The sequence below is a fragment of the Streptomyces carpinensis genome (assembly GCF_002154505.1).
Taxonomy (GTDB): domain Bacteria; phylum Actinomycetota; class Actinomycetes; order Streptomycetales; family Streptomycetaceae; genus Streptomyces; species Streptomyces carpinensis.
Genome location: NZ_MUBM01000017.1, coordinates 1 through 14,448, shown reverse-complemented (window position 1 = coordinate 14,448; position 14,448 = coordinate 1). Strand labels below are relative to the sequence as shown.

Here is a 14,448-nt window from a genome sequence, read left to right as displayed (position 1 = left end):
CGGCCCAAGTCGTGACGACTTGGGCGACTGGGTGCTAGAAAGGCCAGATGGCAGACCGTTTTGCCCGTCTTCGACGGATATCACGGCGGTCGCTGGTGGGAAAGAGTCCGCGAAGCGTCGCCGGACAGATGTTCGTGCTCCAGGTGGCTCTCGTGGTGCTGCTTGTGGCCTTCGCCGTCTTCGCCCTCGTCCTGCAGTCCCAGCGGGACACCAGCGCCGAGGCCAAACGCCGCTCCATAGCCGTCGCCCAGACCTTCGCGCATTCTCCGGGAGTCGTGGCCGCACTGCAGGCCCCCCACCCGTCGGCGATTCTCCAGCCGCTGACCGAGGCGGGGCGCAAGTCCGCCGGCGTCGACTTCATCGTGGTCATGGACACGCACGGCATCCGGTACACCCACCCCCTGCCCGACCGCATCGGGCAGCGCTTCGTGGGCACGATCGGGCCGTCCCTGGCGGGCAAGGTCTACACCGAGAGCGTCCACGGACCGCTCGGCGAGGAGATGCAGGCCACCGTCCCGGTCGAGAACCCCGCCGGCCGGGTGGTGGGGCTGGTGTCCGCAGGGCTGAAGGTCAAGAACGTCACCAGCCAGGTGGACCGGCAGATCCCGATCATCCTGACCGCCGGGGCGGTCGCGCTCGGCGCGGCCACCGGCGTGACGGCGCTCGTGGGCAGGCGGCTGCGCCGCCAGACCCACAGCCTCGCCCCGGACGAGATGAACCGCATGTACGACCACCACGACGCGGTGCTGCACTCCGTGCGCGAAGGTGTGCTCATCGTCGGTGACGACGGACGGCTGCTGCTGGCGAACGACGAGGCGAGACGGCTGCTGAACCTGCCCCCGGACGTGGAGGGCCGGCACGTGACGAAGCTGTCGGGCCTGGACCCCGACACCGTCGGCCTGCTCGCCTCCGGCCGGGAGGCCACCGACGAGGTCCACCTCGCCGGTGGCCTGCTGCTGGCCGTCAACCAGCGGCCCACGGACCGTGACGGAGGCCCCAAGGGCACGGTCGTGACCCTGCGCGACTCCACCGAACTGCAGGCCCTCTCCGGCCGGGCGGAGGTCGCCCGGGAGCGGCTGAAACTCCTGTACGACGCCGGACTGGGCATCGGCACCTCCCTCGACATGACCCGCACCGCCGACGAACTCGCGCAGATCGCCGTCCCCCGCTTCGCCGACTTCGTCACCGTCGACCTCGCCGACGGCGTACTCGAGGGCGAGGAACCGGGCACCACGGCGCCGGGCGTCCGGCGGATCACCGTGCACGGCGTCCGGGACGACCATCCGCTCTACGAGAAGGGCCGGCTGATCGACTTCGCGCCCTCCAGCCCCCAGGCCCGCGGCTACGACACCGGCCACTCCGAGCTGGTGACCGACCTGTCGACCGCCGACGGCTGGTACATGCAGGACCCGGAGCGCGCCGCACGGATGGTGGACTACGGCATCCACTCGCTCATCACGGCCCCGATCCTGGCCCGCGGTGCCGTGCTCGGCGTGGTCAACTTCTGGCGCTCCAAGGAGCACGGCCCGTTCGACGAGGAGGAGCTGAACCTGGCGGAGGAGCTGGTGGCCCGCGCCGCCGTCAGCATCGACAACGCCCGCCGCTACGCCCGCGAGCACGCCATGGCGGTCACCCTCCAGCGCAGCCTGCTGCCGCGGGCCCTGCCCGAGCAGAGCGCCATCGAGGCCGGTTACCGCTACCTGCCCGCCCAGTCGGGCGTCAGCGGCGACTGGTTCGACGTCATCCCCCTGCCCGGCGGCCGGGTCGCACTGGTCGTCGGAGACGTCGTCGGCCACGGCCTGCACGCCGCGGCCACGATGGGCCGTCTGCGCACCGCGGTGCACAACTTCTCCACGCTCGACCTGCCACCCGACGAGCTGCTCAGCCACCTGGACGACCTGGTCGGCCGGATCGACCAGGACGAGGCCTCTGAGGAGGTGGCCGCGGGCGTCGTCGGCGCCACCTGCCTGTACGCGATCTACGATCCCGTGACCCGCCGTTGCGCCATGGCACGCGCGGGACACCTCGCGCCCGTGCTGGTCAGTCCGGACGGCAGCGCCACCTTCCCCGACCTGCCCTTCGGGCCGCCGCTGGGCCTGGGCGGCATGCCGTTCCGCACGGCCGAGCTGGAACTGGAGGAGGGCACCCAGCTCGTGCTGTACACCGACGGCCTGGTCGAGGACCGCCGCCGCGACCTCGACGAGGGGATGGAACTGCTGCGCGAAGCCCTCGCCGGTCACCCCGACCGGCCGCCGGAGCAGAGCTGCCAGGCCGTGCTGGAGGCTCTGCTGCCGCCGCGGCCCAAGGACGACGTCGCCCTGCTCATCGCCCGTACCCGGGCGCTGCCGTCCGGCCGCATCGCCGACTGGGACGTGCCGCCCGACCCGGCCGCCGTCGCGCGGATCCGCGACGCGGCCAGCGCGAAACTCGACGAGTGGGGCCTCGGTGAACTGGCCTTCAGCATGGAGCTCGTCCTGAGCGAACTCGTCACCAACGCCCTGCGCTACGGCTCCGAGCCCATCCATGTGCGGCTGATCCACGACCGCACCCTCATCTGCGAGGTGTCCGACGGCAGCAGCACCTCCCCGCACCTGCGCTACGCCGCGACCACCGAGGAGGGCGGCCGGGGCCTGTTCCTGGTGTCCCAGATGACCGAGCGCTGGGGCACGCGCTACACCCCTCAGGGCAAGGTGATCTGGGCGGAACTGGCCCTGCCGGAGGACTCGCAGGAGCCCTGAGAGCGGGCCACCGACACGACGACCTCCCGCAGCTGCTCCACGTACAACCGCAGGTTCTTGTGCGCGATCTCGGTGTCCGGGTAGCGGCTCGCGAACTGCAGCCCCTCGTGGAGCCGGGTGACCCACGCGCACACCTGGTCGCCGTACGACACCCTGATCAGGCCGTAGGCCTTGAGCTCCGCCCAGCGCTCCGAGCCCGGGATGCCGCGGGCGTCGACGAACGAGACGATCGAGTACAGGTCGGGCGAGGTCGGACGGAAGTCCGAGCCCAGCAGGCGCAGCACGCGGGCGAGCGGCATCCGGGCCAGCGACCTGTTGGCGCGCAGCTGGGTGCTCACCGTCCGCAGCAGGCTCGAAAAGTCGGGCGCCCGGGCGGTGTGGATCTCCAGCGGGGCGCCGCCGACGTACCAGCCGACCGATTCCATCCACCGGGAGTTCCTCCTGGTGTGGAACGGCACGACCGTGCGGTACACCGGCTGACCGCCGATCTCGTGGACGATGAGGCTCGTGGCCGCCAGGATGCCGACCAGGCTCCCGCCGAAGGAACGGCAGTACGCCTCGAACGCCGCCGCGTCCTCGGCGCCGACGAGCATCTCCCGCACGAGCTTCTGCCGCGGCAGCCGCCCGCCGGGCTCCAGACCGAGGTCGAGGGGGAAGTTCGGCAGTCTGCCGTCGCACCGGCCGATGAACTCCCGCCAGCGCTCGACGATCGCGTCCGTGCCGTCGATCTCGTCCGCGTTCGTCCGCTCGGTCCGGCAGAAGTCGACGTAGCTGCCGGCCGGTTCGCGTTCCGGGCGGAGGCCCTCGACGCCCGCGGCGTAGAGCTCGTGGATCTCGGCCGGAATGCGCTGGACGGAGTAGGCGTCGACGTTGCTGTGGTCGAAGGCCATGTACACGCTCGTTCCGTCGGCCCTGACCACGGCCGAGAAGAGGAAGTTCGGCCAGCGCAGCGCGTCCGCCGCCACGTCGAAGCGATCCTGCAGGTATCGCACCAGCACGTCCGCGTCGCGGAACTCGCCGATCGTCTCGCGGTGCAGGGAGACGTCCTCGGCGTCCAGCGTGAACCGGCGCATGTCGTCGCCGACCCAGCGGAAGCCGCTGCGCAGCGTCTCGTGCCGCAGCATCCAGTCCCGCAGGGCGCCCTGAAGGACGTCAAGATCCACTCTGCCCGGGATGTCGAACGCCGTGCCCAGCCAGGTCGGCACGAACAGGCCGTCCTCCCGCACGGACCTGGCCGTCCTGATGTGCGACTCCTGGATGTACGCCGGTGGCCGGGTGTCGTCCGGCAGACCGGTCGCGGCCTGCACGGCCGCCGGATCGAGACTCCATTCGACGAGCAGCCCGGGCCGGACCTCGCAGCGCTGGATGTCTGTCATACGCAAGGGAAGCCTCCGTTGCAGGGGGTACAGGGAAGCAACTGCGTATGGGCACGGCGGGTTGCGGGTGGCCGGTGCCGGGTCTCGGCGAGCGGTCTCGGGGAGCGCGACGCCCTGCGGGGCCGTCCCGGCGCCCGGCAGCGCCGCGACGGCCCCGCGAGGCGTCACTCGGCGGGCGCCGCCTGGGGGGTCCCGGGGCCACGGGGCAGGGTCAGTACGGCGAAGAAGCCGAGGACCGCGACCGCGGCGAAGAAGTAGAAGCCCCACGGGTGTCCGATTCCCGCGGTGACCAGGGCGCCGGTGATCGACGGGCCGACGATCGAGCCGATCCGGCCGATCCCGGAGGCCGAGCCGAGGGCGGTGCCGCGGACGGCGGCCGGGTAGAACGCGGTCACGTAGGCGTAGACGAGCACCTGCGCGGAGAAGACGAACACGCCCGTGCAGAAGACCACGACATTGAGCAGCAGGTCGCTGTCCATCTTGATGCTCAGACAGGCCAGCATCAGCACCGAGACCGCGAACCAGCCGAGCGTGGTGCCCTTGATGCCCCGCCGGTCGGCGACGAAGCCGCCGAGGACCAGCCCGACGACACCGCCGACGTTGAGCACGAGCAGCTGGGTGACGGCCGTCGGGACGGGGTAGCCGGCGTCGTTCATCAGCTTCGGCAGCCAGGTGTTGAGGCCGTAGACGAGCAGCAGCCCCATGAAGGAGGCGACCCAGACCCCGATGCCCGCGCGCAGGTATGCCGGCTTGAGCAGCTCGGTGAACGGCACCCGCTCCGCGCCGGGGCCGCGCTTGGCGCGGGCGAAGGCCTCCGACTCCGGCAGCCGGAACCACTGGATGGCGGCGATGACGATCCCGGCGACGCCGAGGACGTAGAACAGGATCTTCCAGTTGTCGGTCACCTGCAGCGCCAGCAGCGAGGTGATCACGGCGCCGGTGTGGTAGCCGGTCATCGTCAGCGTGCTGGCCCGCGCCCGCCGGTTCGCCGGCATGTGCTCGGCCATCATCGTCAGCGACACCGGCATGCAGGCGCCGAGGCCGAGCCCGGCGACCAGGCGCAGCAGGGCGAACACCGTCACCGAGCCGGCCAGCGGCACCAGCAGGGTGAAGACCGAGAACAGCAGCACCGAGCCGATGAGCAGCAGCCGACGCCCCAGCCGGTCGGCGAGCGGGCCGACGCACACGGCGCCTATGGCCACGCCGACGAGCGAGAGCGTCGCGATCGTGGTCGCGTCACCGGCGGTCATGCCCAGGTGATGGGTCTTGAGCAGCGTCGGGATGATGGCGCCGAGGACGACGAGGTCGTAGCCCTCGAGCATGACGGTGATCCAGCACAGGACCACCGTCCACATGCTGCGCCCGGTGGTGCCGGTCTGCGCCGGGGCAAGGGACGAGGCGGTGGATGTCATCGGGAGGTACCCCTCAGGGGACGGATGCGGGCGGTGAGGTGGAGCGGGTGCCGGCTCGGCGCCGGGAGCGGAGGGCGCCGGAACAGGCGTCAGAAGGGGTAGTCGGCGATCTCCGGCCGGACCGTGACCCACTGGGTCTCGGTGAAGGCCTCGACGTTGGCCGCCGCGCCGCCGAACCGGGACCCGGTCCCGGAGGCCTTGACGCCGCCGAAGGGCGCGTTGGGCTCGTCGCTGACGGTCTGCTCGTTGATGTGGACCTTGCCGGAGTCGATCCGGTCGGCGAGCTTCATCGCCGTACCGACGTCCCCGAGGATCCCGACCGACAGCCCGTACTCGCAGTCGTTGACGATCCGCGCGGCCTCCTCGAGCGTCGAGAAGCCGATGACCGGAGCGACGGGGCCGAAGATCTCCTCGCGCCAGGCCGGCATGTCGGTCGTCAGGCCGGTCAGCACGGTCGCGCGGTAGCAGGCACCGGCGATCTCGCCCCCCGCGGCCAGGGTCGCGCCCGCCGCCACGGACTCGGTGACGATGCCGTGCACCCGCTCCAGCTGACGGCTGTCGATGATCGGGCCGAGCGCCACGTCCTCACGGGCCGGGTCGCCCACCGGCAGCGCCTCGGCCTTCGCGGCCAGCGCGGCGGTGTACTCCGCCAGCAGCGACTCGTGGACGATGTGACGGCCGGTCGTCATGCAGATCTGCCCCTGGTGCAGATACGAGCCGAACGCGCCGGCCGAGGCGGCCTTGTGCACGTCCGCGCCCGGGAGCACCACCAGTGCGTTGTTGCCGCCCAGCTCCAGATGGGCCCGCTTGAGCAGCCGGCCCGCCCGCTCGCCGATCGCCCGTCCGACCGGCGTGGACCCAGTGAAGGAGACCACCCGCACTTCGGGGGCCTCGACGACCGCCTGGCCGACCGCGCCGTCACCCGGCAGCAGGTGCAGCACACCGGCCGGAAGCCCGGCCTCCTCGAAGATCCGCGCGATGACGACGCCACCGCTCACCGCGGTGCGCGGATCCGGCTTGAGCAGGACCGCGTTGCCCAGGGCGAGCGCGGGCGCCACCGAGCGCAGACCGAGGATCAGCGGGAAGTTGAAGGGCGCGATGACGCTCACCACACCGGCCGGACGGCGCCTGGCGAGCGACCAGCGGGCCTCCTCGGAGGTCAGGACCTCGCCCTGCGGATGCGTCGGCAGCCCCGCGCACTCGAAGCACTCGCCCACGGCGAGCCCCACCTCGAAGCCCGCCTTGGTCCGCACCGAACCCGCCTCGCGCACCAGCCACTGCTCCACCTCGGCGGCGTGCTCGGTGAACAGCTCGCCCGCCCGGCGCAGCACGGCCGCCCGCTGCTGCGGGGAGGTCGCCGCCCACGCGCGCTGGGCCTCGGCCGCCCGTGCGGCGGCGCGGCCGACGTCCTCGGCCGTGGCCAGACCCACCGTGCCGAGCTGGTCGCCGGTGGCCGGCTCGACGACCGGCTGTTCGGCGGCGGCATTCCGCCAGCCGTCGCTGAAGAACTTCTTCGCCCAGACGTCGCTGTCCAGGAGTGCCATCGGTTTCCCTTTCGTCGATGCGGTTCGTCGGGTTGCCCGGGTGCGGTCGGGGTCGGGCGGGTTGTGCTCAGGAGGGAGTGGTGAGGGCCGTGTCCACCTGGACGAGCCGCGGCTTGTCGGGGCGCTCGGCGAGGACGGCCCGCAGCTCCTCGGCGTCGCCGACCTGTCGCGCGCTGACCCCGTAGCCCTCCGCGATGCGGGTGAAGTCCAGGCCCGGGATGTCCATGCCCGGGGCGTCCGGCACACCGAGCAGGTCGCCGAACCAGCGCAGCGCCCCGTACGTCCCGTTGCGCAGCAGCACGATCGTCAGCGGGACGCGGTGCTGGGCGGCCGTCCACAGGGCGGTGATGCCGTAGTTGGCCGAGCCGTCCCCGATCACGCCCACGACCGGCCGGTCCGGCTGCGCCAGGGCGACCCCCACCGCGCCGGGCAGCCCGAACCCGAGCCCGCCGGCGGCAGGGAAGTAGTAGGAGCCGGGCCGGCGCAGGTCCATCTGGCGCCACCAGGAGGAGTTCGTCGAGGTCGACTCGACCACGTACGCGGTGTCCTCGGGCATCTCATCGCGCAGTGCCGCGAACACCTCCTCCGGGTGCAGGAGCGGCCCCTCGGCGGTGGGCGGCTCGGGCACCGGCCGGTACGGGCCGGTGGGCGCGGTAAGGGTGCCGAGCTGCTCGAGCAGCAGTTCGATCACCGCCCGCGGGTCGGCGACCAGCGCCTCGCCCATCGGCGCCCGCGCGGCCGCGGAGGCGTCCTCTGTCACCTGGATCAGCCGGGTGCCCTCCGGCAGGTACCGGCCCGGCAGGTACTCGTGGTAGCGGAACACCGGCGCGCCCAGCACCAGCACGAGGTCGTGCCCCTCCAGCGCGGCGCAGATCGGCGCGATCCCGGCGGGCAGCACCCCGCGGAACAGCGGATGCCGGTTGGGGAAGGGCAGCCGGAACAGCGAGGGCGCCGCCCAGACCGGGCCGCCCAGGCGCTCGGCCAGCCGCACGGCGCAGTCGAAGAGCCCGGCCGAGTCGATGTCGCCGCCCAGCACCAGCGCGGGCCGCTCGGCGGCGGCGACCCGCTCGGCGAGCCGGCGGCCCTGCTCCCCGTCCGGCACGGAGGCCCGCTCGACCCGCCGGTCCAGCACCGCCAGGCAGTTGTCGTCGACCTCGACGGCCCAGTCGTCGTACGGGACGGACAGATACGTCGGCCGCCGCTGCAATCCGGCCTCGAAGACGGCCTGCGCGAGCGCGCGCGGCACGTCCTCGGCGCACGCCGGCTCCGCGGCCCAGCCGACCAGCGGCTTCATCAGCGCCGGAGCGTCGACGTTGGCCAGGTTGGCCTCCGGGCCGACGGCGGGGCGGACCTGCTGGCCGGCCACGACGACCAGCGGGGTCCGCGATGCCACGGCATTGGTCAGCGCGCCCATCGCGTTCCCGGAGCCCGAGGCCGCGTGCAGGTTGACCAGCACGGGCCGCCCGGTCGCCTGGGCGTAGCCGTCGGCCATGCCGACGACCGCCCCCTCGTGCAGGCCGAGGACGTAGCGGAAACCCTCCGGCAGGTCGGCCAGGAAAGGCAGCTCGTTGGAGCCGGGATTGCCGAAGACGGTGGTGAGTCCCTGGCGCTTGAGGAACTCGTGGGAAACGCGGCGTACGGATGACACAGAGGTTCCTTTCAAGTGACGCAACGCACGCTAGGCAACGCCCGGACATGGGCACCAATAAATGTTTGGCCGCCGCGATATAGACTTGCTCGATATGAGGACCTTCGACCTCAATCTCGCCCGCGTCTTCGTGCTGCTGTACGAGACCGGCAGTGTCACGGCCACCGCCGAGACCCTCCACGTCACCCAGCCCACGGTCAGCTACAGCCTGGGCAAGCTGCGCCGGCACTTCGACGACGAGCTGTTCCGGCGCACGGGACGCGGACTGACGCCCACCGCCGGCGCCCGCCGGCTGTACGAGCCGCTGCGGCGGGCCCTCACCGAGATCGACGGCACCATCCGCCAGGCCGAGGACTTCGACCCCGCCACCATGCCGGGGCGTTTCACACTGGCCCTCTCCGACCTCGGCGAGGCCACCCTGCTGCCCCGCCTCCTCGCGGCGGCCCGTGAGCGCGCGCCCCGGGCGTCCTTCATCGTCCGGCCGCTCGACGTGGACGACGCCGAGCAGCAGCTGCGCCGCGGCGACCTCGACGCCTTCGTGGCCACCCCGGTGCTGACCTCCCACCGGACGGTGCGGATCCCGCTCTTCCTCGAGCGCTACGTCGGCATGGTGGCCGCGGACCACCCCCGGATCCGGGGCGAGGCGGTCACCATGGCGGAGCTCGCGGCCGAGCACCACGCCACCGTCTTCGGCCCCAGCGGGCACGTCGCTCCGCGGACGCTCCTCGCCGCGCACGAACTCCTGGACCGGGTGGTAGTGGACGCCACCCGCTTCTCGATGCTCCCCTACCTGCTGGAGCAGACCGACCTGATCGCGATCGTCCCCGAGTACGTCGGCGAGGTCTTCACCACGTCCCGCCGGGTGCGGCTGGTCCGGCTGCCCTTCGAGACCGAGCCGATCGAGGTCGCCCTCTACGCCCGGCACGAGTCCTCCCGCAGCCCCTCCCAGCGGTGGCTGGTGCAGTTCATGGCCGAGGTGCTGGGGGAACGGGTGAGCCCGGCGCAACTGCCGCCGTACGCGGTCGGCCCCGATCAGCCGGCTCGACCCGTCTGACCCACGCGCCCTGTAGGCCGTCCGGGTGCAATCGGCCCGCTGTTGGGCCATCTCGGCGACGGCAGGCGGCCCTTGGGATGCCCGAGCCACGAGGATGGTGCCGAGCCCTGCGGACGCTTCCGCGGAACTCACGCATCCATGTCTTCAGAGAAAGCGTGTCACGGGCCGCATGACAGACGTTCAGCACATCACACCGGAAACCGCCGGTCCCCGTCGTCGGATGCGGGCCGGTTCCGTGGTGGTGAAATGGGTGACGACGACCGATCACAAGACGATCGGTTCCCTGTATCTGACCACCTCGTTCGCGTTCTTCCTGTTCGGCGGCATCCTGGCGCTGCTGATGCGGGCCGAACTGGCCCGTCCGGGCCTGCAGATCATGTCGACCGAGCAGTTCAACCAGTTCTTCACGATGCACGGCACCGTCATGCTGCTGATGTTCGCGACACCGCTGTTCGCGGGCTTCACGAACTGGATCATGCCGCTCCAGATCGGCGCGCCGGACGTGGCCTTCCCCCGGCTGAACATGCTGGCCTACTGGCTGTACCTGCTCGGCTCGCTGATCGCGGTGGGCGGCTTCCTCACCCCCAACGGCGCGGCCGACTTCGGATGGTTCGCCTACTCCCCGCTGACCGACGCCGTGCACTCACCGGGCATCGGCGGCGACCTGTGGATCATGGGCCTGGCCCTGTCCGGCTTCGGCACCATCATGGGCTCGGTCAACTTCGTCACCACGATCGTCTGCATGCGCGCGCCAGGCATGACCATGTTCCGCATGCCGATCTTCGTGTGGAACGTGCTGCTCACCAGCATCCTGGTGCTGCTCGCCTTCCCCGTCCTGGCGGGAGCCCTGCTCGCGCTGGAGGCCGACCGCAAGTTCGGCGCCCATGTCTTCGACCCGGCCAACGGCGGCTCGCTGCTGTGGCAGCACCTCTTCTGGTTCTTCGGCCATCCCGAGGTGTACATCATCGCGCTGCCGTTCTTCGGCATCGTCACGGAGATCATTCCGGTCTTCGCCCGCAAGCCGATCTTCGGCTACATGGGCCTGGTGGGCGCGACCATCTCGATCGCGGGCCTGTCGGCGACCGTGTGGGCCCACCACATGTACGTCACCGGTGGTGTGCTGCTGCCGTTCTTCTCCTTCATGACCTTCCTGATCGCGGTACCGACCGGGGTGAAGTTCTTCAACTGGGTCGGCACCATGTGGAAGGGCAGCCTGTCCTTCGAGACACCGATGCTGTGGGCGACCGGCTTCCTCGTGACCTTCCTGTTCGGCGGTCTGACCGGCGTCATCCTGGCCTCCCCGCCGCTGGACTTCCACGTCTCCGACAGCTACTTCGTGGTGGCGCACTTCCACTACGTGGTCTTCGGCACCGTCGTCTTCGCCATGTTCGCCGGCTTCCACTTCTGGTGGCCGAAGTTCACCGGCAAGATGCTCGACGAGCGGCTGGGCAAGATGAGCTTCTGGATGCTGTTCGCCGGCTTCCACACCACCTTCCTCATCCAGCACTGGCTGGGCGCCGAGGGCATGCCGCGCCGGTACGCCGACTACCTGGCCGCCGACGGCTTCACCGCACTGAACATGATCTCCACCATCGGCTCGTTCCTGCTGGGCCTGTCCATGGTGCCGTTCCTCTACAACGTGTGGAAGACGGCCAAGTACGGCCGGAAGATCGAGATCGACGACCCCTGGGGTTTCGGACGCTCACTGGAGTGGGCGACCTCCTGCCCGCCGCCGCGGCACAACTTCGTCACCCTGCCCATGATCCGCAGCGAGTCCCCGGCGTTCGACCTGAGCCATCCCGAGGTGTCGCTCACGGACAAGCGGGAGAACCTGGGCCTGCCGACATGACGGACGCGAGGGGACGCGCGGGCGACGAGCCGATCTCGTCCGCCCATGTCGTCAACCAGGTGGAGGGCTATCTGCTGTGGCAGGCCCGGGTCGCCGAGGCCGAGGAGCGGGCCCGCGCCTTCACCGAGCCGCTGGAGTGGCTGACCACCGCGCAGCGCGAGGAGATCGAACAGCACTACGTCCGCGACTGCCTGGTCCGGGCGCGTGCGGACCTGCAACGCGTCGCGGACCGCTGCCGCGCCCTGCGCGAGGAGTACGAGGAACGGTACTCCCAGCTGCGGGCGCGTTGCGTGGCCTCCGTGATCGCCGCCGTGGCCGTCCTCGCCGCGGCCGTACTCCTCGCCCTCGCCGTCACGCAGTCCTGACGCGCCGGGCGCGATGCGGCGGTGTGCGCGAGACGTCACAGCTGCTTGCGGACGCCCGGCTCCCGCGCCCGGCCCGTGTGCCGACCCTTCGGGTCCTCCTCGATGGCCCGCCTGGCGTCCCCACGGCGCAGGATCGGCAGGACCGTACGCCGGCGCAGGTCCTCTGCCAAGAACGCGGTGCCGGCGTACAGCGCCAGCGCCACCAGCAGCAACGCGGCCGCCCCGTCGGCGAGTTCGAGTTGGTGCGGCGCGCCGAGCTGATAGGCCGCGGCCAGAGCGGCGCGCATCGTGGAGACGCTCAGGACGGCACCGAGCAGCGCCTTGCCCATGAAAGCGGTCACGGCCAGGGGCAGCAGCATGAGGGCGAAGGCGCTCAGATACATACCGAGGGCGATGCTGGTCTGCTGCGCCGGCGCGACGATGTGCAGCACCCCCAGCGCCGCCCACGACGTGGCGAACAGTCCGAGCGCCGCGGCCGCGGCGGTGTCCCGGGTCAGGAAGGCCATGACGGCGGCGAGGAACTCCAGCGGGAAGACGAAGACCGCGAGCAGGATGCCCACAGGGCGCACCTGATCGCCGGTGAGCAGGCCGAGGCTGACACCCGCCAGCAGCACCATCCCGATGCCGAACGAGAAGAACCCCAGCGGCAGCGGATTGCCGTACGGCCGGACGGTGACGGTGGCGGCCTCCGGGCCGTCCTCCGGAGTGGGGATCATGCCCGCCGCGTACCCATCGGCACCGGGAGAAAACGACGGCGGTGCGTGCGCGGGCTCGGCGCACTCTCGGAGGTCCTGGCCGCGGGGCCGCCCGCCCGCGGGATCGCCGTGATCAGCCGGCTGCCGAGGGAACCGGTGGGGGACTGCCTGCCGGGCGGAACTTCCGGGCCATCATATGGAGTAGGTCACATTACGCGCCGCTGCCGCCCGGGCGCGGGCCGCCTCCAGTGCGCAGAGCAGAACCTGCTTGCTGGAGGTGCGGTCGCGGACGTCGCACAGCACCACCGGGGTGGCAGGGTCGAGGTCCAGCGCCGCCCGTACCTGCTCGGTCGTGCAGTCGCGCTGCCCGTGGAAGCAGTTGACGCCCACGGCGAAGGGGATGCCGCGCTCCTCGAAGAAGTCGATCGAGGCGAACGAGGCCTCCAGCCGACGAGTGTCCGCGAGGACCACCGCGCCGAGCGCGCCCGTGGCCAGGTCGTCCCACATGAACCAGAACCGGTCCTGGCCGGGCGTGCCGAACAGGTACAGCACCAGCTCCGGAGCGATGGTGATGCGGCCGAAGTCCATCGCCACCGTCGTCGAGGACTTGCCCTCCACGCCGGACAGGTCGTCGACGCCGAGGCTCGCCTCGGTCATCCGTTCCTCCGTCTCCAGCGGGGGAACCTCGCTCACCGCGGCCACCATGGTGGTCTTGCCCACCCCGAAGCCGCCCGCGATGAGGATCTTCAACGCGGTCGGCATGACCGGTTCAGAGCTGACGGATACCATCCATCACCCTTTCGATGAGTTCCACACTCGGCCGGCTCTCCTGCCCGGGCGGCGACTGCACCAGGATCAGCGAGGCGTCGAGCAGATCCCCGCACAGCACCTTCACCACGCTCACCGGCAGGTCCAGCAGTGCGGCGATCTCCGCGATCGCCAGCGCACGGTCCCGGCAGAGGTCGAGAATATGGGCCGCCTCCGGTTCCAGGTGACCCGGCCCCGCACCGTGTGCCGACCGTGCGACGACCAGAGTGATCAGCGTGAACGCGTACTGGCTGTGCTGGGTGCGTCCGCCCGTGATGGCGTACGGCCGTAAGTAGCGTCCGGTCTCCTCGACGTCGTGCCGGCGCGGTTCAGGCATCCTGAACGGTGCCGCCGGACGAGGACTGCACGCGCGGTGCGGCCGTCAGGTACTGGCCCACCTGCTTGACCAGCGTGCCCATCTCGTACGCCATCATCCCCACATCCACTTCCTCCGAGGCGAGCGATGCCAGCCTGGCCCCCTTGCCGGCGGCCGTGACGAAGAGGAACGCCTTGTCCATCTGAATGACCGTCTGCTGCACCCGCCCGCTGTGGAAGTGAAGCGCGGCGCCGCGGGCGAGGCTGTGCACACCCGAGGCCACCGCGGACAGGTGTTCGGCGTCGTCGCGGAGCATGTCCTTGGACTTGCCGATCAGAAGACCGTCACCGGAGAGCACGATGGCGCACCGGATCTCCGGTATCCGGTCCACCAGGCCGTCCAGGAGCCAGTCCAGCCGGCGTCCGGTGTGTACCTGCTCATTCATTGCGTAACGTCCTCACAGATCATGGGCAGTGGGGCCTGCCGCGTCGCTTGGCCGCCCGTGCGCACCGTGCGGCGTGTCGTCGTCCTCGGACATCCAGGCCCGCTTGAGCCCCTGGTGGATGGCGCTCATCGCACGGGCCGACGCGTCCGGGGAGATGACCTCGTCGTCGCTTCCGTCCTCGGGCTGGTCCTCGGCCTGC

General features: G+C 71.1%; 13 protein-coding genes. 4 read left to right on the top strand and 9 right to left on the bottom strand.

Annotated features, from left to right (window positions below; genetic code table 11):
• Nucleotides 1-47 precede the first annotated feature (47 nt).
• Nucleotides 48-2,738 (top strand): SpoIIE family protein phosphatase, encoded by a 2,691-nt coding sequence (locus BZY54_RS03185; protein WP_167413934.1) that lies wholly within the window; start codon nucleotides 48-50, stop codon nucleotides 2,736-2,738.
• Here the strand turns inward: BZY54_RS03185 and BZY54_RS03180 are convergent.
• The 4 genes from BZY54_RS03180 to mdlC form a co-directional block, all read right to left on the bottom strand.
• A complete protein-coding gene (locus BZY54_RS03180; protein ID WP_086722928.1) occupies nucleotides 2,681-4,114 on the bottom strand; it encodes a condensation domain-containing protein in 1,434 nt (477 codons plus the stop codon). The genes BZY54_RS03185 and BZY54_RS03180 overlap by 58 nt on opposite strands.
• Before the next feature lie 164 nt (nucleotides 4,115-4,278).
• Nucleotides 4,279-5,526, bottom strand: a complete 1,248-nt coding sequence (locus tag BZY54_RS03175) for an MFS transporter (protein WP_086722926.1) — start codon at nucleotides 5,524-5,526, stop codon at nucleotides 4,279-4,281.
• Between the two features lie 89 nt (nucleotides 5,527-5,615).
• Nucleotides 5,616-7,070, bottom strand: coding sequence for a benzaldehyde dehydrogenase (locus BZY54_RS03170; protein ID WP_086722924.1), 1,455 nt, complete (start codon nucleotides 7,068-7,070; stop codon nucleotides 5,616-5,618).
• 67 nt (nucleotides 7,071-7,137) lie between these two features.
• Nucleotides 7,138-8,718 (bottom strand): benzoylformate decarboxylase, encoded by a 1,581-nt coding sequence (mdlC, locus tag BZY54_RS03165; protein WP_086722922.1) that lies wholly within the window; start codon nucleotides 8,716-8,718, stop codon nucleotides 7,138-7,140.
• Between the two features lie 94 nt (nucleotides 8,719-8,812).
• On the opposite strand from mdlC, the gene BZY54_RS03160 reads away from it, so the two are divergent.
• From BZY54_RS03160 to BZY54_RS03150, 3 genes are all read left to right on the top strand, one after another.
• Nucleotides 8,813-9,772, top strand: a complete 960-nt coding sequence (locus BZY54_RS03160) for a LysR family transcriptional regulator (protein WP_086722920.1) — start codon at nucleotides 8,813-8,815, stop codon at nucleotides 9,770-9,772.
• 169 nt (nucleotides 9,773-9,941) lie between these two features.
• On the top strand, nucleotides 9,942-11,621 hold the full coding sequence (gene ctaD / locus BZY54_RS03155) for an aa3-type cytochrome oxidase subunit I (protein WP_086722918.1): 1,680 nt from the start codon (nucleotides 9,942-9,944) through the stop codon (nucleotides 11,619-11,621).
• Complete coding sequence (locus BZY54_RS03150; protein WP_086722916.1) at nucleotides 11,618-11,986, top strand: cytochrome C oxidase subunit I; 369 nt, start codon at nucleotides 11,618-11,620, stop codon at nucleotides 11,984-11,986. The genes ctaD and BZY54_RS03150 overlap by 4 nt, the downstream gene beginning before the upstream one ends.
• A gap of 35 nt (nucleotides 11,987-12,021) precedes the next feature.
• Here the strand turns inward: BZY54_RS03150 and BZY54_RS03145 are convergent, their stop codons facing one another.
• The 5 genes from BZY54_RS03145 to BZY54_RS50725 all read right to left on the bottom strand — a co-directional run.
• Nucleotides 12,022-12,702, bottom strand: coding sequence for a GPR1/FUN34/YaaH family transporter (locus tag BZY54_RS03145; RefSeq protein WP_086722914.1), 681 nt, complete (start codon nucleotides 12,700-12,702; stop codon nucleotides 12,022-12,024).
• A gap of 171 nt (nucleotides 12,703-12,873) precedes the next feature.
• Entirely contained in the window at nucleotides 12,874-13,470 is a 597-nt protein-coding gene (locus tag BZY54_RS03140; protein WP_086722912.1) for a GTP-binding protein, read from the bottom strand.
• On the bottom strand, nucleotides 13,451-13,825 hold the full coding sequence (locus BZY54_RS03135) for a DUF742 domain-containing protein (RefSeq protein WP_086722911.1): 375 nt from the start codon (nucleotides 13,823-13,825) through the stop codon (nucleotides 13,451-13,453). The genes BZY54_RS03140 and BZY54_RS03135 overlap by 20 nt, the downstream gene beginning before the upstream one ends.
• A complete protein-coding gene (locus BZY54_RS03130; RefSeq protein WP_086722909.1) occupies nucleotides 13,818-14,249 on the bottom strand; it encodes a roadblock/LC7 domain-containing protein in 432 nt (143 codons plus the stop codon). The genes BZY54_RS03135 and BZY54_RS03130 overlap by 8 nt, the downstream gene beginning before the upstream one ends.
• Nucleotides 14,250-14,261: 12 nt before the next feature.
• On the bottom strand, nucleotides 14,262-14,448 hold a 187-nt coding region (locus tag BZY54_RS50725; protein ID WP_158103804.1), incomplete at its 5' end, for a hypothetical protein.